This window comes from Methylocystis sp. S23, from assembly GCF_054106005.1.
This window is the reverse complement of sequence record NZ_CM134185.1, coordinates 3430713-3450773: the sequence shown is the minus strand read 5'-3', so window position 1 is coordinate 3450773 and position 20061 is coordinate 3430713. Positions and strand designations below refer to the sequence as shown.

The 20061-nt window shown below is 65.3% G+C and carries 20 protein-coding genes and 1 tRNA gene; 14 read left to right on the top strand and 7 right to left on the bottom strand.

Going from position 1 to position 20061, the window contains the following annotated elements:
- Positions 1-427: 427 nt before the first annotated feature.
- Both ACV7JP_RS16915 and ACV7JP_RS16910 read right to left on the bottom strand, forming a co-directional pair.
- A complete protein-coding gene (locus tag ACV7JP_RS16915) occupies positions 428-628 on the bottom strand; it encodes a hypothetical protein (RefSeq protein ID WP_457796819.1) in 201 nt (66 codons plus the stop codon).
- Between the two features lie 206 nt (positions 629-834).
- Positions 835-1347, bottom strand: coding sequence for a hypothetical protein (locus ACV7JP_RS16910; RefSeq protein WP_457796818.1), 513 nt, complete (start codon positions 1345-1347; stop codon positions 835-837).
- Between the two features lie 590 nt (positions 1348-1937).
- On the opposite strand from ACV7JP_RS16910, the gene ACV7JP_RS16905 reads away from it, so the two are divergent.
- The 11 genes from ACV7JP_RS16905 to ACV7JP_RS16855 all read left to right on the top strand — a co-directional run bounded on the left by ACV7JP_RS16905 (position 1938) and on the right by ACV7JP_RS16855 (position 14128).
- Positions 1938-2207, top strand: a complete 270-nt coding sequence (locus ACV7JP_RS16905; protein WP_457796817.1) for a hypothetical protein — start codon at positions 1938-1940, stop codon at positions 2205-2207.
- A 278-nt stretch (positions 2208-2485) separates the two neighbouring features.
- Positions 2486-3664, top strand: coding sequence for a phosphate ABC transporter substrate-binding protein PstS (pstS, locus tag ACV7JP_RS16900; RefSeq protein ID WP_457796816.1), 1179 nt, complete (start codon positions 2486-2488; stop codon positions 3662-3664).
- Between the two features lie 295 nt (positions 3665-3959).
- A complete protein-coding gene (locus ACV7JP_RS16895; RefSeq protein ID WP_457796815.1) occupies positions 3960-4712 on the top strand; it encodes a glycosyltransferase family 2 protein in 753 nt (250 codons plus the stop codon).
- Positions 4712-5860 (top strand): glycosyltransferase family 4 protein, encoded by a 1149-nt coding sequence (locus tag ACV7JP_RS16890; RefSeq protein ID WP_457796814.1) that lies wholly within the window; start codon positions 4712-4714, stop codon positions 5858-5860. The genes ACV7JP_RS16895 and ACV7JP_RS16890 overlap by 1 nt, the downstream gene beginning before the upstream one ends.
- Complete coding sequence (locus ACV7JP_RS16885) at positions 5857-7860, top strand: hypothetical protein (protein ID WP_457796813.1); 2004 nt, start codon at positions 5857-5859, stop codon at positions 7858-7860. Before ACV7JP_RS16890 ends, ACV7JP_RS16885 begins: the two co-directional genes overlap by 4 nt.
- Complete coding sequence (locus ACV7JP_RS16880; RefSeq protein ID WP_457796812.1) at positions 7841-8602, top strand: hypothetical protein; 762 nt, start codon at positions 7841-7843, stop codon at positions 8600-8602. Before ACV7JP_RS16885 ends, ACV7JP_RS16880 begins: the two co-directional genes overlap by 20 nt.
- Positions 8602-9870, top strand: a complete 1269-nt coding sequence (locus ACV7JP_RS16875; protein WP_457796811.1) for a glycosyltransferase family 4 protein — start codon at positions 8602-8604, stop codon at positions 9868-9870. The genes ACV7JP_RS16880 and ACV7JP_RS16875 overlap by 1 nt, the downstream gene beginning before the upstream one ends.
- A complete protein-coding gene (locus ACV7JP_RS16870) occupies positions 9867-10661 on the top strand; it encodes a polysaccharide deacetylase family protein (RefSeq protein WP_457796810.1) in 795 nt (264 codons plus the stop codon). The genes ACV7JP_RS16875 and ACV7JP_RS16870 overlap by 4 nt, the downstream gene beginning before the upstream one ends.
- A complete protein-coding gene (locus ACV7JP_RS16865; protein ID WP_457796809.1) occupies positions 10634-11596 on the top strand; it encodes a glycosyltransferase family 2 protein in 963 nt (320 codons plus the stop codon). Before ACV7JP_RS16870 ends, ACV7JP_RS16865 begins: the two co-directional genes overlap by 28 nt.
- Before the next feature lie 22 nt (positions 11597-11618).
- A complete protein-coding gene (locus ACV7JP_RS16860) occupies positions 11619-12944 on the top strand; it encodes a lipopolysaccharide biosynthesis protein (protein WP_457796808.1) in 1326 nt (441 codons plus the stop codon).
- The gene (locus ACV7JP_RS16855; protein WP_457796807.1) at positions 12941-14128 is read left to right on the top strand and encodes a glycoside hydrolase 5 family protein; all 1188 of its coding nucleotides are present in this window, start codon (positions 12941-12943) and stop codon (positions 14126-14128) included. The genes ACV7JP_RS16860 and ACV7JP_RS16855 overlap by 4 nt, the downstream gene beginning before the upstream one ends.
- A gap of 45 nt (positions 14129-14173) precedes the next feature.
- Here the strand turns inward: ACV7JP_RS16855 and ACV7JP_RS16850 are convergent, their stop codons facing one another.
- From ACV7JP_RS16850 to ACV7JP_RS16835, 4 genes are all read right to left on the bottom strand, one after another.
- Complete coding sequence (locus ACV7JP_RS16850; RefSeq protein WP_457796806.1) at positions 14174-15529, bottom strand: SLBB domain-containing protein; 1356 nt, start codon at positions 15527-15529, stop codon at positions 14174-14176.
- 2 nt (positions 15530-15531) lie between these two features.
- The gene (locus tag ACV7JP_RS16845) at positions 15532-16164 is read right to left on the bottom strand and encodes a response regulator (RefSeq protein WP_457796805.1); all 633 of its coding nucleotides are present in this window, start codon (positions 16162-16164) and stop codon (positions 15532-15534) included.
- 1 nt (position 16165) lies between these two features.
- On the bottom strand, positions 16166-16891 hold the full coding sequence (locus ACV7JP_RS16840; RefSeq protein WP_457796804.1) for a sensor histidine kinase: 726 nt from the start codon (positions 16889-16891) through the stop codon (positions 16166-16168).
- Between the two features lie 222 nt (positions 16892-17113).
- Positions 17114-17189: transfer RNA gene (locus ACV7JP_RS16835), tRNA-Ala, on the bottom strand.
- A gap of 159 nt (positions 17190-17348) precedes the next feature.
- On the opposite strand from ACV7JP_RS16835, the gene ACV7JP_RS16830 reads away from it, so the two are divergent.
- Genes ACV7JP_RS16830 through ACV7JP_RS16820 form a run of 3 tightly spaced genes read left to right on the top strand, consistent with a single transcriptional unit; the run spans position 17349 to position 19017 of the window.
- Entirely contained in the window at positions 17349-17636 is a 288-nt protein-coding gene (locus ACV7JP_RS16830) for a YggT family protein (RefSeq protein ID WP_457796803.1), read from the top strand.
- On the top strand, positions 17629-17952 hold the full coding sequence (locus ACV7JP_RS16825; RefSeq protein ID WP_457796802.1) for a DUF167 family protein: 324 nt from the start codon (positions 17629-17631) through the stop codon (positions 17950-17952). Before ACV7JP_RS16830 ends, ACV7JP_RS16825 begins: the two co-directional genes overlap by 8 nt.
- A gap of 6 nt (positions 17953-17958) precedes the next feature.
- Entirely contained in the window at positions 17959-19017 is a 1059-nt protein-coding gene (locus ACV7JP_RS16820) for a MaoC family dehydratase (protein WP_457796801.1), read from the top strand.
- Positions 19018-19343: 326 nt separating this feature from the next.
- Here the strand turns inward: ACV7JP_RS16820 and ACV7JP_RS16815 are convergent, their stop codons facing one another.
- The gene (locus tag ACV7JP_RS16815; protein WP_457796800.1) at positions 19344-20054 is read right to left on the bottom strand and encodes a glutathione S-transferase family protein; all 711 of its coding nucleotides are present in this window, start codon (positions 20052-20054) and stop codon (positions 19344-19346) included.
- Positions 20055-20061 lie beyond the last annotated feature (7 nt).

Below are 20061 nucleotides of genomic sequence, written 5' to 3'. Positions count from 1 at the left end.
CTCTATTGTTCTCTCTTTTTTCCGCCCGTCAAGCGGGGCCAGGGGTGGAACAGGGCGATCGGCGAACAACAATCTCGGCGGCTAGCCGCCAAATCCTCCCCTCTCCCCGCGAGCGGGGAGAGGGCAGGGTGACGGGCAAAGCCGCCATGCGAATGCTCGTGGCTTGCATGCTGCAACAAATCCCCGATTTTCCCGTTGCGGCCTTGCCCCTCACCCCGGCCCTCTCCCCGTTTTCACGGGGAGAGGGGGAGGGATTGGCCGGCTAATCGTCCGGGATCGTCGTTCGCCTGACTGTCTCCGCAATACGAAAAAAGGCCCCGCTGAGCGGGGCCTTGAGTGCGGCGCGAAAAACCGTGCGCCGGCTCTGGTTGTTCTTCAAGGAGCAGCTACGCGCTCAAATGCTTACGCTTGAAAACTCCGACTGTCCTCAGTCGAAGACCGAGCCGAGACCCACGCCGAGCACGCCCACCATGACGGCGATCGGGAAGATGGCGTAATCGCCGAGCAGGAGGGCGCCGATGACGCCGCCGATCGCGCCGCCCACCAGGCCGCCCGCGATCTTACCGGTATAACGTTCCTTCTTTTCCGCCGCATTCGAGCCGGCGTTCTGCATCGTCTCATTCGACATGACGTGTCCCCCGACAAATTGGAGCCTTGCCGCATCGCGCATTTGCTAGCGGCGTCATGTGAGCGTGCGATGAGCGTTTGATGAAGGAGGCGTCACGCCCCGGTCGCGAAAAATTCGCGCGTCAGCGCAAAGCGTCCGAAGACAATCGAAAAGCAACGGCCGGCGCTTGCGAAGCGCCGGCCGAAAAATTTTTGCGAGCCGTCTTGTTACTGCTGCGCCGGGGGCTCTTCCGCCGGGGCGTCGGCCGGAGCGGCCTTCGGCTTCGGCTTCGGCTTGGGTTTCGGCTTCGGCTTGGGTTTCGGCTTGGCGGGAGCGGCAGCGGCGTCCGGCGCCGCGGCGGGTTCGGCGGCGGCCGGCGGCTCGCCGGGAAGCGGTGCGGCGGCGGCCGGCGCTTCCGCCGCAGCAGGCGCGGGCTCGGCCGGCGGCGGGGGCGCCGCAGGCGCCTCAACGGCCGCGGGCGTCTCGGCCGGCGCCGCTTCGGCGGGCGGCGCGGCTGCGGAGTCGGGCTCCTTCGGCGTTTCGGACTCGGCGGCCGGAGCGGGCTCCGTCGGCGCGGGCTCGGCGGCCGGCGCCGGCTCTTCCGCCTTCGGCGCCATCAATTTCTGAATTGCCGCCCGCAAGGAGGCGACGCCTTCGCTCGGCGCCGCATAGACGCCAAGGCCGAAGCCGATCGCGCCCGCGACGAGAGCCGTCACAATGGTCGATAAAACACGCGCCATTCGATGCGTTCCTCCACAAATCGTTATGCTTGCGCTTAGATCGCGCTGCGATTGGGCGGAACCGCCCAATCGCAGCGCGATCGATTCCAAGGTTTAGAGCGCGCCTTTCGCGAAAACCGGCTCCCGCTTTAATTCGCCGCGCGCTCCAGGCATATCGGGCCTATCCAAATACGAGTATTGTCGGATCGTAGCAATTCTGAGACTTCATCAATTGCAGCGACGCCAATTCCTATCGCGCCGCGCGGCATGGGCGCAAGACGCATTCCGTCAGGGAATTCCTTCCGCCAAGCAATATTCCCTGGCGTTATAGACGCGCTTCGGTCTGTCGCGCCGCGCAGCCTGCGGTCTCCTTCTCACAATCAGAATCGTCGCAAAGACGCTCGGAAAATGCGAATCAGTCGCGGTCAAGCGGGGATTTCGGAAGGCTTCGCTTCCATCTGGAGACAGGATGCAGCGGCGCATCGACATCATGCGGCCGAGCCGGGGCTCCCTTTGACGCAAAGCGCCGTTTGGGCAAGACTGCGCGGGCAAAAAGCAAAGAGCGCGATAGCCTTGCCTGAGATTGGCGCGCGCCGAGAAGGGACGAAGGGATGAAGAAACGTTACATCGGCGCCGCCGCCGTCGTCGCCGCGGCCTTTGCCGTCACCGCGGCGCAGGCTCAGTCGGCCGCGCAGATCGCCGCCATGGAGGCCAAATTCGTTTCCGCCGACAAGGACGGCGACGGCAAGCTGACCCCCGAGGAAGCGAAGGCCGGCATGCCTCGCGTCTCGGCGAATTTCACAAAGATCGACAAAGGCAATAAGGGCTTCGTCACCGTCGAGGACATCAAGGACGCCATGTCGGTGATGATGGGCAAGTAGGCCCGTTGCTTTTCCCGGCGGGAGCCCGTGTCCGGGTCGCGCGGGCTCCAGCTTTTTGCGCGACCTTGTAACGCATGTGTCCCTAAGGCTGGCGCATGCGGCATGATTTGATCGACGGCCGTCCGTTCGGATGCGCGCCAGCAATCGGCGTCGCAATAGCTTCATAACTCTATCTGATAAATCTTCAGCGAAAAGCGGGCGACCACTTTTCGCCGCGCGCTCTCGCCTCGATTGACGCAATCCGGGATGATCGCTAAGAGGCGGTCCAGGATAAAAAGATGACAATGGCGTTGAAGGCCGGCTCGAAAAAGCGCGCGGCGCGAGGAGTGCGCGCGCTGATTTCGGCGATCGCGCTGCTGAGCGCGAGCCATGGCGAGTCCCTGGCGGCCGGCGTGGAGCTGCACGGGGCGGGCGCGACCTTTCCGGCGCCGCTATACGAGGCCTGGATCGAGCGCTTCCACAAGGATCATCCGGACTCGGCCATCACATATGAGTCCGTCGGATCGGGCGAGGGCCTTGCGCGCTTCGCCGAGGGCGAGTTGGACTTCGCCGCAAGCGACGTCGCCGCGCCGTCGCCCGGCGATGAAAGATCGAACGGCGTCGGCGCGCAGTTCCCCGTCACCGCCGGCATGGTGACGATCGCCTACAACCTTCCCGGCGTCGGCGCCAGGCTCCGGCTTCCGCGCAGCGTCTACGCCGATATTTTCTTGGGCAAGATCCGCCGCTGGGACGATCCGCGCCTCGCCGCCGCCAATCCGGGCGTCCATCTGCCCTCGCGCGAGATCGCCGTCACGGCGCGCCTCGACTCCAGCGGGACGACTTTCGCTTTCACGAGCCATCTCTTCGCGATCAGTCCGAGCTGGGTGGACAGCGCCGTCGGCGTCGGCAAGAAGGCGAACTGGCCGGACTTCGTGAAGCTCGCGAAAGGAAATGAAGGCGTCGCCGCGCAGATCAGGTGGATCGAGGGCGCGATCGGCTATGTCGAATATGGCTACGCCAGGCGCAAGGGCCTGCCTGTCGCGGCGCTGGAGAACAAGGAGGGCAAATATGTCGCCCCCTCGCCGGAAGCCGGAGCCGCGGCGATCAATCAATCCTCCTATCTCGGACTCCAGAATCTCAAATCCTCGACCCTCGACCCCGCCGGCCCCGGCGCCTATCCGATCGTCTCCTATAGCTGGTTGATCCTGCGTTGGGACTATCCGGCAGACAAGCTGCGGCTGGTGAACGCTTTCGTGGACTATATTCTCGGCGAGGGGCAGAAAGTCGCGCTCGATCTCGGCTATGTTCCGCTCCCTGGCCCGGTCGCCTATCGCGGCAGGGCGATGGTCGCGCGCATTTTCCCAAGCGAAGGCGCGGAAGGCGCGCTGGCGACGGCGGCGCCGCCAAAGCCTCTCGAACGCGCGAAAGCCGGCGGCGGCGAAAGCGCGGCGAAGCCTCGCGGCGCCGCGAGCCCATAATCGTCGGACGCATCCCTGTCGTGCGCGAAGAGGCGACGGAAGCGCGCGGCGTTTCCGCCTGACGCCGACAACGGCGTTCAATCGACAAAAAGCTCGATCTTAAAGCATCGCTGAAGCAAGAGCCGGCGTGTCAAGATATCTTTCCGCCAAACAGGCTCACTTTACGCCAATCATCCAATAAACTATTGAGCGTGCTCCGGATATAACTAAAGTTATATGGCCAATACACGTAGAATAATTAGCCTAAAGCCACTCGATCCAAATACGTGTTAAGTCACGTAGAAAGAGTATGGCCATGGCTACAGCGTTATATGCAAATACAAATGTCGTAGATGCTTGCAGTGACGCGAAACTACTCGAAATACCTCGTGTTTCCGCCGTCATTCCTACGCTCAATGAAGAAAACAACCTGCCGATCACCTTGCCGCGCTTGCCGGTCTGGATCGACGAGGTTGTGATCGTCGACGGCTGCTCGACGGACCGCACGATCGAGGTGGCGCGCGAGCTGCGGCCGGATGCGACCATCGTGCTTGAGAAAAGGCGCGGCAAGGGCGCCGCGCTTCGCGCCGGCTTCCAGGCCGTGACGGGAGACATCACGCTCATTCTCGACGCCGACGGCTCCATGGATCCCGGGGAGTCGATCATGCTGGTCGGCGCATTGATGGCGGGCGCGGATTTCGCCAAGGGTTCGCGCTTCATCCAGGGCGGCGGAACCGACGACATGACCTGGTTCCGCATGACGGGGAATTGGGGCCTGACGCAAGCGGTCCGCCTGCTGTTCGGCGGCGCCTATAGCGATCTCTGCTACGGCTACCTCGCCTTCTGGACGAAGCACAGGGACATTCTGGAGCCGACCTGCGACGGCTTCGAGGTGGAGACCTTCCTCAACATCAAGGCGCTGAAAAGCGGCATGAAGATCGTCGAGGTGCCGAGCTTCGAGGCGCCGCGCGTGTTCGGCGAAAGCAATCTGAAGCCGATCCAGGACGGCTGGCGCGTGCTCATGACCATCTTGCGCGAGCGGCTTCCGCACAGCCAGAGCGCGCTCTAATGAACGCGGCGGTCCGCCAGGCGCCGGCCGTCATGGAGGCAGGACGCGCGCGGACGCGCGTCCTGATCGTCACCGCGCGTTTCTTCCCGGAAATGGGCGGCGTCGAAACCCATGTGCATGAGGTCGCCGCGCGTCTCGCCTCGCGCGGCTTCGACGTGCAGATCCTGACGACGGATCGCAGCGGCCGCCTGCCGAAGATCGAAACGACTTCCGCCGCGACGGTCCGGCGCGTCAAGGCGTGGCCGGCGAAGCGAGATTATTATCTTGCGCCCGGCGTCTTCCTCGAAATCTTGAAAAGCGGCTGCGACGTCATCCACGTCCAGGGCTGCCACACGCTCGTCCCGCCGCTCGCAATGCTGGCCGCGCTGGTCAAGGGCGTCCCCTATGTCGTCACCTTCCACAGCGGCGGCCATTCGTCGAGTCTGCGCAACCAGATGCGCGACGCGCAGTGGCGCCTGCTGGCCCCACTCTTCCGACGCGCCGCGGGATGGATCGGCGTCTCCCGATACGAAGCCGATTTCTTCGCCCGGGCGATGGGGCTTCCGCGAGATCGGATCGAGGTGGTTCCCAACGGCGCCGCCATGCCGGAAAGCGTCGACGCCGGGCCGGCGAGCGGGATGCTGATCGCCTCGGTCGGCCGTCTTGAAAAATACAAGGGACATCACCGCGTCATCCGCGCCTTCGCGGAGGTGTCGAAGCGGCATCCGGAAGCCGAGTTGCGGATCGTCGGGGAAGGACCCTACCGACCGCAACTGGAGACGCTCGCCGAACGGCTGGGTCTGCGGCGCAAGGTGACGATCGGCGGCGTCCCGCCACAGGATCGGAAAGGCATGTCGCGCATCCTGTCGCGCGCGCGGCTCGTGATGCTGCTCAGCGATTATGAGGCGCATCCCGTGGCGGTTATGGAGGCGCTGGCCTTGGGGCGCCCCGTGCTCGCGACCAATTGCTCGGGGTTTGTCGAGCTCGCCGAGCAGTCGATGGTGAGCGTCGTCGAGCCCGATGCGAGCGAAACCGAGATTGCCGATGCGGTGGATCGCATCCTTGCGACGCCGGCGGCGCCGTCTCGAATGGCGCTGCCGAGCTGGGACGCTTGCGCCGCGCGCGTCGCCGCGCTTCTCGACAGCGTGCGCCTCGGAGGCGTCGCATGACGCTTCCGGTCGGGCTTGGAGACGGGCGGGGCGTGGGGTTTCGGTTTCCCGCGTGGCTGCGCCGCGCCGTCGGCCGGGCCGACGCGCTCATCGGACCGGACGCCCGGGGGCGCGAGGCCGGCCAGGAGCCCGCCGCCATCAATTGGGATGCGGTTTCCGCGCTCGCCCTGACCATGTCGGTCGGGCTGATTCTCGTCGCCTTCGGCCATGGCGCGGGGCGGCGCGGCGAAAGCGTCATGACGGCGCTCTATTGGGTCGGGCTGATCGTCACGACGCTGCCTGTCGCCATGCGCCTGGCGGCGCCGGGCGTTCGGCGCGACGAGCGGCTTTTGCTGGCGACGGCGCTCGCTTTGGCGCTGCTCGTGGTCAAGATCCTTTATGCGCCGACGGCCTTCGCGCATTTCGACGAATTTCTGCATTGGTCCACGGCCATCGACATGATGGCCTCGCGGCGCCTCTTCACGCCGAATCCGCTGCTGCCGGTCAGCCCGTTCTATCCCGCTCTGGAAATCCTGACGACGAGCATTGCGAGTCTGACGCAGCTTTCGATCTTCGCGGCTGCGACGATCGTTCTTATCGTCGCGCGCGGCTTCCTCCTCGTCGCCCTCTTTCTGCTCTTCGAAAAATGCGCGGGCTCGGCGCGCGTCGCCGGGATCGCGTGCCTGGCTTTCATGGCCAATTCGAACTTCATCTTTTTCGAAGGGCAATTCGCCTATGAAACGCTGGCGATCGTCTGGCTCGCGGCGATCCTTTACCTCGAATGGGCGCGTCCGCGGTCGAGCGATCCGTGGAAGGACAGGCTGTTCCTGACCGTCCCGCTGCTCGCGGCGCTGACGGTCACGCATCACGTTACGGCCTATATCGCCGCCGCGCTGCTCCTGGGCTTCGCGGCTCTCGAGCTGCTGAAACGCGAGGAAGACGATGAGCGGCGGGCGCGCGTCGCCGTCGCGGTCCTGGCGATCGCCCTGCCGGTCTTGTGGTCATGGCGCGCGGGCTCGGCTTCGCATGGCGGCTCGCTTGCGCATTATCTCGGTCCCGTTTTTGAGACGGGCGTCCGCGAGTTCTGGTCTTTCGTGCAGGGCGGGCTGCGCGGGCGAAAGCTCTTCGTCGCGGAGGACGGCGTCCAGACTCCCGCCTGGATGCGCATCCTGTCTCTGGCCTCCGCGCTCCTTGCGGCTCTCGGCATTGCGGGCGGCTTCTTCAGCGTCGTCGCCGCTTCCGCCGGCGGGTCTGATTGGCGCGCCGTCGTCGAGGTCCTGCATCGGCGATGGCGGGACAGCCGGATGCTGATGTTCGCGATTCTCGGCGTCGCTTTTCCCTTCTCGCTCCTGCTGCGGCTCACCTCGAGCGGCTGGGAGATCGGCAATCGCATGACGCCCTTCGTCTATCTCGGCGTCGCCCTGCTGAGCGCGACGACCTTGATGCGCTTCCTGGCGCGACGGGACGTGCGCGCGAGGCGGATCGCCGCCGCGGCTCTGATCACGCTCGCCCTTGCGGGCGGCGTCGTCTCGGGATGGGGCATCGCTTGCGTGCGGTCCCGCTATGTCGTCTCGGCGGACGCCCTGTCGATCGAGCCCATGGCGATCGCCGCCGCGCGATGGATCGGCCAATGGCTCGGGCCCGGCAACAGGATCGCCGCCGATCGCGTCAACAGCCTGCTCGTGACCACATATGGCGGCCAGGCCGCCGTGACGTCCCTTCGCGACAAGGTCGACACGTCGAGCGTCTTCATGAGGAGGACCTTCTCGGATGTCGAAGACTGGGCGCTGCGCCAGGGCAGGGTCGACTATCTTCTCGCCGATTTGAGGCTGACGACGGGGCTCCCGCGCCTCGGCGTCTATTTCGACAAAGGCGAATACAGGCCCTGGCGGAGCGGCCCCCCGCCGGCGTCGGCCTTCCTCAAATTCAATTCCATGCCCGGCGCGAGCCGCCTTTTTGACAATGGGTCGATCGTCGTCTTCGACGTGAAGGGAGTTCATAATGCGCGCTGGGGCCTTTGAGCGCGGCGTCGCCGCATGGATGCTCTTCGCGGCCGCTTCGGCGATGTCGGACGTCGCGCTTTTGCGCGTCGTCGCCTGGCTGCCGCTGATCCTCTATCTGCCAGGCCGGCTGTACCTCGCCGCGGCGCAGATCGAGACGAAAGGCGCGGCGGAGCTGGCGCTTCTTTCGGTCTCTCTCAGCGTCGTCAACGTGCTGATCGGCGGCTTCCTTCTCGGCCCGCTGCATCTGCTCACGCCGTTCTGGTGGGCTTTGTGGCTTCTTGCGAGCTCTGCGCTCTTGCTGCGCCGCGCCGCGCCGTCCTCGCGAGATGCGCGCGATGCGCGCGCCGAGCCTTCGCCCGGCCTCGCGCGCCGGCATCTCGGGCTTTTCGGCCTCGCCGCGCTTGGCGTCGCTTCGGCCTATGCGGTCGCGGTCAGCGACGAAGCGGCCGACCGCGAGTTTCTCTATTCGGAGCTTTGGATGGTTCCGCATAAGGGAATCCCGCAGGCGCTCACCGTCGGCGTGCGCAACGCCGAGGGGAAGCGGGCCTCCTATGAGATCGAATTTCTGCTCGACTCGTCGGCGCTGGAATTGTGGCCCGCTTTCGACCTCGCGCCGGGGGCGTGGTCGACGCGCGACTTCATGATCCCGCCGCTGCGCCGGGGGCGGCACCGGCTCGAGGCCCGGCTCTTTCGGGACGGCGACCGCAGCCGGCTTTACCGCAGGGTCTTCGTCGAGCTCAACCCGATTGGAGGGGCGTGATGCGCGTTTTGCTGCTGAGCCAGTTCTATCCGCCGATCATTGGCGGCGAGGAACGACATGTGCGGGCGCTGGCGCATGCGCTCGTCGCGCGCGGTCACGACGTCTGCGTGGCGACGCTCTGGCGCCCGGATGCGCCCGAGCGCGACGGCGCGGTGCGGTTGCGCTATGTGAAGGGAACCGCGCAAAGAGCGTCCGCGCTCTTCACGGACCCCGAGCGCCGCCACGCGCCGCCTTTTCCTGATCCCGAGCTGTCCTTCGCCCTCAAGCGCGTCGTCGACGCCGAGCGGCCGGACGTCGTGCACGCCCATAACTGGATCGTGCACGCCTTTCTGCCGGTGAAATTCCTGACCGGCTTGCCGTTGGTGCTGACCATGCACGATTACGGCTTCGCCTGCCCCAAGAAGAACGCTATGCGCCGCGAGGACCTGCCTTGCGACGGGCCGGCGCTCGGCAAATGCGTGGATTGCGCCGCCGGGCATTACGGCTATCCGATGGCGCTCGCCGTCACGCTCGGCGTGCGCGCCGGCGCGCCGTTGCAGCGGCGCGGCGTCGACGCCTTCCTTGCGGTGAGCGCCGCGGTCGCAAGGTTCAACGGTTTCGCGGCCGACGATCCGAGCTGCGCGGTCGTTTCCAATTTCGTGCCGGACGATGTGGAGCGGCTCGACCCCGGCGCGCCGCCGCTCGCGGCGCTCCCCGCCGGCGATTTCATCCTCTTCGTGGGCGATCTTTATCGGCAGAAGGGCGTCCATATCCTCGCCGAGGCCTATGCCCGGCTCAAGAGCGCGCCGCCGCTCGTCCTGATCGGCCGCCGCTGCGCCGACACGCCCGCGGCCTTTCCGCCGAATGTGATCGTCATCGAGGGCGCGCCGCACGAACAGGTGAAGCAGGCCTGGAGCCGCTGCCTGTTCGGCGTCCTTCCCTCGATCTGCCGCGACGCTTGCCCCACCGTCGCAATGGAGGCGATGGCCTTCGGCAAGCCGATGATCGGCGCGGATGTCGGCGGGATGGCGTCGATCATCGACGACTGCGTCACCGGTCTGCTCGTCCCGCCCGGCAATATCGAGGCGCTGACCCGCGCCATGTCCATGCTGCTCGCGGATTCGGCCTTGCGAGAGAGCATGGGCGCGGCTGGCGCCGAAGCCGTCCGCCGCCTGAAAGCGTCGGCGGTCGTCGAGAAGATCGAGGGCGTCTATCGGCGCGTGATCGCAAGAGGAAGCGCTTCCTCCGCCATTCCGGCGGCGCCGCTTCCGCAGGAACGCGGCCGATGAGCGTTCCGATCCTCGTCTATCACAGCGTCGCGGATCGGGCGCCGGCGGGCTTTGCGCCTTTCGCCGTCAGCCCGCGGCGCTTCGACGAACAGCTTAGGTTTCTTCGGGGCGAAGGTTATGGAACGCTGACCGTCAGCGAATTGGCGCGCATCCGGCGCGGCGGCGGCGAGGCGCCGGCGCGGACGGTCGTCCTCACCTTCGACGACGGCTTCGCGGATTTTCATGCGCGGGCGCTGCCGGCGCTTGCAAAGCATGGCTTCACGGCGACGCTCTATGTCGTCTCGGGCGCCGTGGGCGCGAAGAGCGCCTGGATTGAGGGCGCGGCCGGCCGGACGCCGATGCTCGATTGGGCGCAACTCGCGGAGACGGCGCGGGCCGGCGTCGAGATTGGCGGCCATGGCGTCTCTCACGCGGCGCTGGACATGTTGTCGCGCGACGAAGCCGAGGCGGAGATTTTCTGCTGCAAGGCGACGCTCGAAGCGCATCTCGGGAAGAGGGTCGAAAGCTTCGCCTATCCCTACGGCCTCTATTCGCGCGAGACGCGGCGGCTGGTGGCGGAGGCCGGCTATGTCTCGGCCTGCGCGGTTCGTTACGCGAACAGCCCGCGAGACGACGACCTCTTCGCCTTGCGCCGCCAGATCGTGCGCGCGGACGCTTCCCTTGCCGATTTCGCGGCGACGCTGCGAGGCGCCGCGCCGCGCCGCCATGTCGATCGCGTCAGATCCGCGGGCTGGAAATTCCTACGCAGCGCTTGGAGGCGTTCATGGCTCAAGACGGCCCTATCTCAGTGATCATCTGCGTCTATACGATGCGCCGTTGGGTCGACATATGCGAGGCGGTGGATTCCATGCGCCGCCAGTCGCTGCGGCCGGACGAGATCATCATCGTCGTCGACCACAATCCCGAGCTGCTCGATGCGTGTCGCACGGCTTTCGCGGATGTGACGGTCCTCCCCAATCATCGCGCCCGGGGCCTCTCCGGCGCGAGGAATACGGGCGTTTCCGCCGCGCGCGGCGAGATCCTCGCTTTTCTCGACGACGACGCCGTCGCCGACGAGAATTGGCTGTCGGCGCTGTCGAAACATTTCAGGCGTCCGGAGGTGCTCGGCGTCACCTCCGTCATCCGCCCCGTCTGGAGGAGCTCGCGGCCCGACTGGCTTCCGGAAGAATTTTTGTGGACCGTCGGATGTTCCTTTCGAGGCGGGCCAAGCCGATTGCAGGAAATCCGCAACGTGCAGGGCGGCGCCGCCTTGCTTCGTCGCGCCCTTTTCGCGAAAGCGGGCGGCTTCGCCGCCGGGCTGGGGAGAGTCAACTCGTCGCTGCCGCTGAGCTGCGAGGAAACCGAGCTTTGCATCCGCGCAAAGGCGGCGCATCCGGAAGGCTGCTTCCTGTTCGATCCGGAAATATCCGTCGGCCATAAGGTGACGGCCGAAAGGGCGACCTGGTCCTATTTCGTAAAACGCTGCTACGCGGAGGGGATCTCCAAGGCTTTCCTGACCCGCCTTTCGGGAGCCAATGGCGTGATGGGCGTCGAGCGAGACTATGTCTTCCGCGCAATCCGGCAGGGATTTCTGCGCGACATGTCGACCTTCCTGCTGCGCTTCGACGTCTCGGGCCTGAAGCGGGCAGGGGCGATCGCGCTCGGCCTCGCCAGCGCGGGCGCGGGCTTCCTCGTGGGGAAGATGACGCCAGGCGACCGCGCGTCCGCGACTCCCATCGAGGCATGAGCCATCACGCAAGGACAAATGGATGTCGCTTTCCTCCAAAGCTTCCGCGCTCGAGACCCTGTCGTCGGGCCTTCGCGCCAATGTCGCCTGGTTCATGAATTCGGCGATCATCGCGGCCGGGAGCTTCGCTTCCGCCACGCTGGGATTTTTTTACTGGTGGCTCGCGGCGCGGTGCTTTTCGCCGGAGGTCGTGGGCAGCGCGTCGGCCTCGACGTCGCTCATGGGGCTTATCGGCGTTTTCGGCGAAATCGGGCTCGGCGCCTTTCTCGTCGGAGAAGCGCGCGAGGAATCGGCGCGCATGGCGGTCGCGGCGCTGCTGACGAGCGCCGTGGTCTCCATGCTCTGCGCCCTGGGGGTCGTCGCCGCCGCGCACAGCCTCGGCTTCGGGGCGAAATTCCTTTCAACGGATCCGCTTTCCACCCTCGTGCTCGCGCTCGGCTGCAGCGCCACGTCGACGGCCCTGGTGCTCGATCAGAGCTTCGTCGGCTTTCTGAAAGGCCATCTCAGCTTTCTTCGCAACATCGTCTTCTCGGCGATGAAGCTCGCCTTTCTCGCCTTCCTGGCGTTTAGCGCGTGGACGGCGCCATCCGAGTTCGCCATCGTCGCGAGCTGGACGCTCGCCTGCGGCGTCTCGATCCTCGTTCCCCTGTTCTCGAAGGAAGGCTCGATCCTCGCGCGGCGCCCGGACTTTTCGAGCCTCTACGAAGCGCGCGCGAAAATTATCCGCCATCACGCGCTGGACATTGCGACGCTCGGCTCGGGCCTCGCCCTTCCAGTGGTCGTCGCCGCGACGCTCGGACCCGCGAGCAACTCGGCCTTCTATCCGCTCTGGACGATTCTGAATGTGGCGCTGCTGGCGCCGGCGTCGCTTACGATCGTTCTCTTCACGGTCGTCTCCCGCAGCCCGGAGAAGCTCGCCTCGAGCCTCGCCGCCTCCCTGCTTCTCAGCGTCGCGGCGGGCCTGGCGGTTTCCCTCGTCTTCTATTTCTGGTCGCGGGACATCCTTGCGATCTTCAACCGCGCCTATGTCGAAATCGCCGGCGACGATTTGCGCCTGCTCGGCTTCGGCTTTCTCGCGGTCACGGCCAAGCAGCATTACGTCGCCCTGAGCCGTATCGAGAACGCCATGCTGAAGGCCTCGGGCGTCCTCGCTCTGGGCGGGCTCGCGGAGGTCGCCTTTGCCGCCCTCGGCGGATATGCCGGCGGGCTTTCGGGTTTCGTCTCGGCCTGGCTCGCGGCCGCGTTTCTGCAGGCTGTTCTCGTGTCTTTCCCGCTGCTCGGAGCGCTCCGCGGCTCGCGCGAAAAAGGCGCGCCGCGCCGGCGCCTCGCTTTCGGGAGCCGAACATGATCCGGGACCTTCTGAGGGGCGCCGGATCGCTCGCGGCGCTGGCGGCCGCGCAATGCGCCGCGCCGGCCATCGCGGCGCCGGAGCGTCCGATGGCGCAGGCTTTCGTCAGGGCGGCCGGCGTCGAATTCCGGCTTGAGGGCAAGCCCTTCCGTGTCGCCGGCGTCAACAACCATTATCTCACCTTCGGCTCCGAGCAGGAGGTGACGCGCGTGCTGGACGATGCGGTGGCGATGGGCGCCAATGTCGTCCGCACATTCCTCCAGCCGGTCATCGGCTCGAAGGACGGATCTGTCCGGACGATCTGGGATTTCAAGAGCCGCGAGGAGTCGAGCAATCTCGGCGTGCACGGGAATTACATGCTCTATTGGGACGCCCGTAACCGGAAAATGGCGATCAACGAAAAATCGAACGGCGTCGGCAAGCTGGATTTTCTCGTCGCCGAGGCGTCGAAGCGCGGCCTCCGGCTCATCATCTGCTTCGTCGACTTCTGGGACTATACCGGCGGGGCTCAGCAGATTCGCGCCTGGTACGGAAGCAGCGACAAGAAAGCCTTCTTTTTCCAGGACCCGCGGACGAAGGAAGACTATCGCCGCTGGGTCCGCTATGTCCTCGAGCGGACAAATCCGCAAACCGGGCGGCGATACAAGGACGAGCCGGCGATCTTCGCGTGGGAGCTGGCGAACGAGCCCGATGATTGCCCTGACGGTCTGCGTCAGGAGTGGATCGCGGAGATGTCGGCCTTCGTAAAGTCGCTCGATCCGAACCATCTCGTCGCATCGGGGCTGTCGAACGTCAAGCATCGACTTTCGGATATCTCTATTCCGACGATCGACTTCTCGGCATGGCACGGCTATCCGCTTTATTACGATCTCTCCGTGGATGAGTTCGACGACCAGATAAGGGAGTTTTGCTGGATCGGCCGCAAGGCCGGCAAGCCGGTGCTCATGGAGGAGTTCGGCTATGCGCGTTCAAACGCGAATTACGTCCAGGCGTACGAAAAGTGGCTGAACACGATGCAGGACGATCCGGACTGCGCCGGCTGGCTCGTCTGGCGGCTTGTATCCCGGCAGGACAGCGGCGCCTTTCCCGCGGACGCCCATGATCAATTCGACGTGCATAATGACGGCGGGGCGCTGTGGCGGACGCTCAGGGCCGCGGCGGAGAAGCGGCGCGCGACCCCCTGATCGGGGGCCGCTTTCCTTCGAGAACCCGAAGCGGCGCGGCGGCGGTCAACGTGTGGCCACGCTGACGTCGATCCGCACGAGGTCGCCCGGCTGCAACTGGAAATATTCGTCAGCGGGCAAAACCTCCGGACCGGCGTCCTTCGGTCTCACCACGGTGTAGGAGAGGACGGACCGGTCGATCTTCTGAAGCGCGCTTGTCGATTTCAACGCGCTGAGCACGCCGGCGCTGGCGCTCAATCCCAGGGTCGCCTCGGAAATTTCACGGTCCAGCCGCGCGATCTGCTGCTCGAGATCGGCGGCGAGGTCCATTTCGAAACGCGTGAGCTCGTTCTTCAGCATCGTCAGGCGCTGCTCGGCCTCCAGAATGATATTCTGGGTCGAGAGCTTCTTGTCCTCGATTTCCGACGCTTCTCCTTGCGCCTGAATGAACAGGGGCTTGGTGATGGAGCCGTGGTCCATGAGCTTCTTCAGCGCGGTCAGCCTCTCCTTCTTCAAGGAAAGCGTCTGTTCGAGAGGCGCGATGCGCGCGCGCGACAATTCGATCGTCTTGACGGCCGAGTCGATCATCGCCTTCAGCGTGTTGCGACGCTCGTCATCCGCCCTGGTCTTGATCTTCCGCCGATCCGCCGCCGCGGCGATGAGCTTCTGCGCCTCCTCGGCGCCGACCATGGCCGTCAGCTTCTCCGAGGCGGGGCGGGCGCGGGCGCGCTCGGCGTGGAGCACGCTGGCCTCGGCCAAAATCTTCTTCAAATTCTCGTTCGAGATCTCCGCCTTGCCCTTTTCGCGTGAGACCTCGATCCGGCTCCAGCTATCCTTCGGCCCCTCCTCGAAGCCGCCGGCGCGGGCGATCGCGTGCAGCACCGTCATGCCCTGCGCGAAGGCGTAGACGCCCGGTTGCCGCACGGGGCCGACGACGGAGATCGGCATCCGCTCCACCAGGACGATATTCACGACGGCCGGCCGGCCGAGCGCCTTCTGAAAGGCGGCGCCGCAATCGAGAGAGAGGTCGGACGGGCCGCGGGACGCGAAGACGAAGGGGCCGAGCATGGGGAGGGTCACGGAGCCGTCGCTTTGCACCACATATTCGCCGGACATTTCCGTGCGAAGCGCGAAGTTTCTGAGCGGCGCCTTGTTCTTCGTGCCCCACTTGTCCTCTTCGTTTTCGATCTGCTCATAGACGGCGACCTTGACCCTGTCGCCCACCCGGAAGCGCGTTTCGACGACGCTCTGCGACACGGCGCCCTGTCCGGCGCCGCCGCCGCGCGTCGACGGGTCGATCGCGGAAAAGAGCTGATCGCCGGCGACGAGCTTGCCGGAGATCAAGACGCCGGCGCCGAGCGCAAGCGCCAGCGACGCAATTTTATTCCCGCTGCGCGGGCGGAGGGCGTAACGCTTGAACATGATCACCTCACAAATTGCAGGGAAATGGCGAGCTCGGTTCGGTTCCTGACGCGCGTCTTGCGGAAGATGCGGTTGAGATGGATTTTCACCGTGCCTTCGGAGACATCCATTTCCTGCGCGATCGCCTTGTTCGGCAGTCCGCGCGACGCGAGCTGCGCGACCCGGAACTCCTTGGCGGTCAGCGCCTCGGCCGGGGCGGCGTCGATCTCGGCGTCTTCGCCAGGGGGTGGAGGCGCGCCCGGCGGCCTCAGCCGCGCGGGCGACCAATGGTCGCTGCCGGCGACGGCCTCGACGGCCGCGACGAGATCCTGCGGCGGCGCATCCTTCGGCAGCAGCGCCCAGCATCCGAATTTCATCGCGTCCGAAAAAAGCTGGCCCGTGATCGAGCCCGTCAGCAGCACCACTCGCGTATGCAGCCGCTTTCTGGATATGGTCTTGAGGACGTCGAGGCCGGAGACATTGGGCATGTTGACGTCGAGAAGCGAGATGCGCGGAATCATGTCCTCGATCAGCGGCATCGCCGCGGCGCCCGAGCGGCACGCCGCGAGGATCGCGTAAGAGGGCGCGGTGAAGAGGCGCTCGAGCGCGTCGAGCATGAGCGGGTGGTCGTCCGCGATGATCAGCGTGGTGCGCATGTCAGCACCCATCATGCGTTGGAATGGCGAAGGCGATCGTGACCTCGTCCGGCGAGGAGAAGATCGACATTGATCCGTTGAGCGCGGTCACGCGCGCCTCGAGAGAGCGCGGCTTGAATTGCGGAGCGGACGAGGGGAATGCGCGGCGCTCCTTCATTTCAATGCGGACCGCGCCCGGAGGGCAGGCGATGTCTATGGACAGATTTCTCACGTCGGCGTGACGCACCGCGTTTGAGATGGCTTCCCGCATCAAGAGGCCGATCTGCTCGGCGAAGCGGCAGGGCAGGGCGGCATGGGCGGGTTGGCAACTGACGCCGGCCGAGCATCCCCAGGCGTCCGCAATGCGGCGGATGTCTTCGACGATGGCTGAGAGGGGCACCGACGCGCTTTGGTCTTCTCCCGGGCCTTGCTTCGCCGCCGCCTCGATGAAGGATCTCAACAGGCGCTGCTCATGGGCGATGATGTCGATGGCGCCGTCGATCGCGGCTTTCTGTCTGGCTCCCTGCTCGGTCTTCGCCGCGTGAAGCCGGTATTTGACGGCCGCGAGGCTCTGCAGGACGCCGTCATGGAGATCCATGGCCAGCCGGATTCGCTCCGCGAAAGCGGCGTCGGCCGGGCCCGGCCTCAGCCGCGGGGCGCCGTTCTCCGGACGACGGATGCGAATGTTGCTCACGACAACGCCTACGCTTACGCCAACACCTTGTTTATTTATCCAAGAGAAGCGCAAGCGCTGTAAATTCGTGCAACTACTTAAGCAATTTAGGCATTCTTTTTCGACGACTTGAAATTAAAGGACCGTCGTCTTGCAGCGGCCCCGTTCCCACCTTCTTTCGCCGCGCTGGATCACGCCGCGTTTAGGCGGAATCGTCCAAACGCGGCTAACGTGACTGGCGGCGCCCCTGCCGAGGCGGAAGTGCGGGTGGGGAACGAAAGGGAGCCGGCGCTTTCCTGGTGGAGCTGGGGGGATTCGAACCCCCGACCTCTGCAGTGCGATTGCAGCGCTCTCCCATCTGAGCTACAGCCCCGTTCCGAGGCGGGTGGATATAGGGCGCGACTTTCCGTGTCAATCGCCGATCGCCCCGCTTTCCAAATTTTCGTCATGAAGCCTGCGGCTTCGCAAGAGGTTGCCGCGCGGGGGCGGGAAGGCTACAGAGGCCGCAGCCCATAATTTGCGGGACGAAGACATGTCTTATGCGGTAGCGAATCTGCTTCTCACGGTCATCGACCTTTACTGGTGGGTGGTGATCGTGTCGGTGATCCTGTCCTGGCTCGTCGCCTTCGACGTGCTGAACACGCGCTCCCAGGCGGCCCAGACCATCTGGCGCGCGATCGACGCCTTGACCGAGCCGCTGTTGCGCCCCATCCGCTCGGTGCTCCCCGCCGTCGGCGGGCTCGACATTTCACCGCTGATTCTGCTGCTGGGCCTGCAATTTCTGCGCGACGTGGTCGCCCGCACCCTGGTCTATGGCTGAATCGCCCTGGACGGCGGAATCTGAGGGCGTCACGCTCTGGCTGCGGCTCACGCCCAAGGGCGGCCGCGACGCGATCGACGGCGTCGAGACGCTCGCCGACGGCAGGCGCGTGCTCAAGGCGCGGGTGCGCGCCGCGCCGGAAGACGGCCGCGCCAACGCCGCGTTGGTCGAACTGATCGCCAAGACGCTCGCGGTCCCCAAAAAGGCGGTGACGATTCGCTCCGGCGAGACGAGCCGCGTGAAGAAGCTTTTCATCGCGGGCGACCCCGCGCCCTACATCGACGCGCTGGCCCGGCTGGCGCCAAACAACGGTTGAGACGAGATGAGCAAGTCGAAAATCAACGTCGGCAATTTCTTCGAGGATTTCAAAATCGGCGAGACGCTGCGCCACGCCGCGCCGCGCACGGTCACGGTCGGCGAGGTCGCGCTCTACACCGCGCTCTATCTGCCGCGTTTCGCCGTGCAGTCCTCCAAGGCCTTCGCCCAGGCGATCGGCTATCGGGAAGCGCCGATCGACGATCTGCTCGTCTTCCATCTCGTGCTCGGCAAGACCGTTCCGGACGTCTCGCTCAACGCGATCGCCAATCTCGGCTACGCCGATTTCAAGTTCCTCGCCCCCGTCTATCCGGGCGATACGCTCGACGCGACGTCGGAGGTCATCGGCCTCAAGGAGAACTCCAACAAGGAGACCGGCGTCGTCTATGTGCGCACGACCGGCAAGAATCAGCATGGCGAGACCGTGCTCTCCTATGCGCGCTGGGTGATGGTGAAGAAGCGCGACAAGGATGCGCCGGTCGGCCCCGCCGTCGTGCCGGACCTGCCGAAGGCCGTGTCGCCCGCCGAGCTCGGCAAGGCCGTGCCGCCGCTCAATGTCGCGGCTTACGACAAGGCGCTCGCCGGCTCGCCCTTCTTTTGGGGCGATTACGAGGTGGGCGAGAAGATCGACCATATTGACGGCATGACGGTGGAGGAGGCCGAGCACATGCTCGCGACGCGCCTCTACCAGAACAATTCGAAAGTGCATTTCAACCAGTATTACGAATCGCAGGGCCGCTTCGGAAAGCGCATCATCTATGGCGGCCATGTGATCTCCATGGCGCGCGCGCTCTCCTTCAACGGGCTTGAGAACGTCTTCCACATTTCCGCGGTGAATGGCGGCAAGCATGTCAATCCGCTTTTCGCCGGCGGCACCATCTTCGCCTGGAGCGAGGTGCTGGACAAGGCGGAGATCCCCGGCCGCAGCGACATCGGCGCGCTGCGCCTGCGCCTCGTCGCGACGAAGGACAAGCCTTGCGCGGCGTTTCCGTTGAACGGCGCCGACGGCAAGCCCGATCCGGCCGTGCTGCTCGATCTCGATTATTGGGCGGCGCTGCCGCGCTGATCCGGCGCCGTTTCGCCGAGACCGTATACCCGACTTCGCGGAAGCGCAAAGCAATCCAGTGCGTCAATGCGGCCCTGGATTGCTTCGCTGCGCTCGCAATGACGTTGGCGCGGCTTTCGCGGTATTGCGAGGAAGCGAAGCCGGCGAAGCAATCAGAGCCGAGGCGCCGCCAGTGGTTTGCTTCGCTCCGCTCGCAAGGACGTTGCCGGGGCGTCCGCCGTCATTGCGAGGAGCGAAGCGACGAAGCAATCCAGAAGCCCTTGATGCGAGTCCGCATCGCGTCGCGATCAGTCGGCGCCCGACTTCGAAAAACGCAATGATGTTTCTTATCGCCGCACGATCTCGGAGAAATATTTTTCCATCAGCCTGTCCCGATAGGCGACGAGATTGGGTTTCGACAGCGCGGCGTCGCGCAGGGGCGAATCCGTCGCGGGATCGAAAAGCAGCGCCAATGTGGCGAACACGGCGGCGTCGGCGGCGCAGGGCGTCTCGCCCATGAGGAAGGGCTTGTCGCCGATAAGCGTCGAGAGGGCGCCGGCGTCCCGCGCGGCGAAGGCGGCGAGCTCTTTGCGGGTGAAACGCGCGAGGTTCTTCCTGTAGCGCCCCACGATCCTGCGGCGGACTATCCATTTCGCCGGCGCGCGAATGGGCGCGGGCAGCATCTTGTCGATAAAGGCGCCGATTCCGCGCGCAAAATTGTCGTCGTCCGCCCAGCGGTGAAAGGCGACGAGCGCGATCAAATGGTCGTCGCAATATTTCTCGATCGCCCAGCTTTGCGCGCGTCCGACGGCGTCGAGGCCCAAGTCGAAATCGACGCCTCGCGTCTTTTCGATATGAAAGCGGATGAGCGTGGAATCGGGGACGATGACGCCATTGTCGTCGATATAGGGAAGCTTGCCCTTCGGCGCCTTGCGGAAGCCGGTCGTGTCGACGACGTAATCGACGCCCGCCATTTTCAGGAGCGTCATCGCCTTGACGACATAGGGCGAAAGGTCGGGAAGTCCGGGCGCGGGGCCGAAGCCGTAAAGTTTGAGCATGGGATTT

What these genes read in the sequence shown, in the direction of transcription:
- ACV7JP_RS16875 (WP_457796811.1), top strand. Translation starts at nt 8,602, where the DNA reads ATGCGCGTTTTGCTGCTGAGCCAGTTCTATCCGCCGATCATTGGCGGC.
- ACV7JP_RS16880 (WP_457796812.1), top strand. Translation starts at nt 7,841, where the DNA reads ATGCGCGCTGGGGCCTTTGAGCGCGGCGTCGCCGCATGGATGCTCTTC.
- ACV7JP_RS16860 (WP_457796808.1), top strand. Translation starts at nt 11,619, where the DNA reads ATGTCGCTTTCCTCCAAAGCTTCCGCGCTCGAGACCCTGTCGTCGGGC.
- ACV7JP_RS16915 (WP_457796819.1), bottom strand. Translation starts at nt 628, where the DNA reads ATGTCGAATGAGACGATGCAGAACGCCGGCTCGAATGCGGCGGAAAAG.
- ACV7JP_RS16905 (WP_457796817.1), top strand. Translation starts at nt 1,938, where the DNA reads ATGAAGAAACGTTACATCGGCGCCGCCGCCGTCGTCGCCGCGGCCTTT.
- ACV7JP_RS16820 (WP_457796801.1), top strand. Translation starts at nt 17,959, where the DNA reads ATGAGCAAGTCGAAAATCAACGTCGGCAATTTCTTCGAGGATTTCAAA.
- ACV7JP_RS16815 (WP_457796800.1), bottom strand. Translation starts at nt 20,054, where the DNA reads ATGCTCAAACTTTACGGCTTCGGCCCCGCGCCCGGACTTCCCGACCTT.
- ACV7JP_RS16850 (WP_457796806.1), bottom strand. Translation starts at nt 15,529, where the DNA reads ATGTTCAAGCGTTACGCCCTCCGCCCGCGCAGCGGGAATAAAATTGCG.
- ACV7JP_RS16910 (WP_457796818.1), bottom strand. Translation starts at nt 1,347, where the DNA reads ATGGCGCGTGTTTTATCGACCATTGTGACGGCTCTCGTCGCGGGCGCG.
- ACV7JP_RS16845 (WP_457796805.1), bottom strand. Translation starts at nt 16,164, where the DNA reads ATGCGCACCACGCTGATCATCGCGGACGACCACCCGCTCATGCTCGAC.
- ACV7JP_RS16825 (WP_457796802.1), top strand. Translation starts at nt 17,629, where the DNA reads ATGGCTGAATCGCCCTGGACGGCGGAATCTGAGGGCGTCACGCTCTGG.
- ACV7JP_RS16865 (WP_457796809.1), top strand. Translation starts at nt 10,634, where the DNA reads ATGGCTCAAGACGGCCCTATCTCAGTGATCATCTGCGTCTATACGATG.
- ACV7JP_RS16885 (WP_457796813.1), top strand. Translation starts at nt 5,857, where the DNA reads ATGACGCTTCCGGTCGGGCTTGGAGACGGGCGGGGCGTGGGGTTTCGG.
- ACV7JP_RS16855 (WP_457796807.1), top strand. Translation starts at nt 12,941, where the DNA reads ATGATCCGGGACCTTCTGAGGGGCGCCGGATCGCTCGCGGCGCTGGCG.
- ACV7JP_RS16890 (WP_457796814.1), top strand. Translation starts at nt 4,712, where the DNA reads ATGAACGCGGCGGTCCGCCAGGCGCCGGCCGTCATGGAGGCAGGACGC.
- ACV7JP_RS16830 (WP_457796803.1), top strand. Translation starts at nt 17,349, where the DNA reads ATGTCTTATGCGGTAGCGAATCTGCTTCTCACGGTCATCGACCTTTAC.
- ACV7JP_RS16870 (WP_457796810.1), top strand. Translation starts at nt 9,867, where the DNA reads ATGAGCGTTCCGATCCTCGTCTATCACAGCGTCGCGGATCGGGCGCCG.
- pstS (WP_457796816.1), top strand. Translation starts at nt 2,486, where the DNA reads ATGACAATGGCGTTGAAGGCCGGCTCGAAAAAGCGCGCGGCGCGAGGA.
- ACV7JP_RS16895 (WP_457796815.1), top strand. Translation starts at nt 3,960, where the DNA reads ATGGCTACAGCGTTATATGCAAATACAAATGTCGTAGATGCTTGCAGT.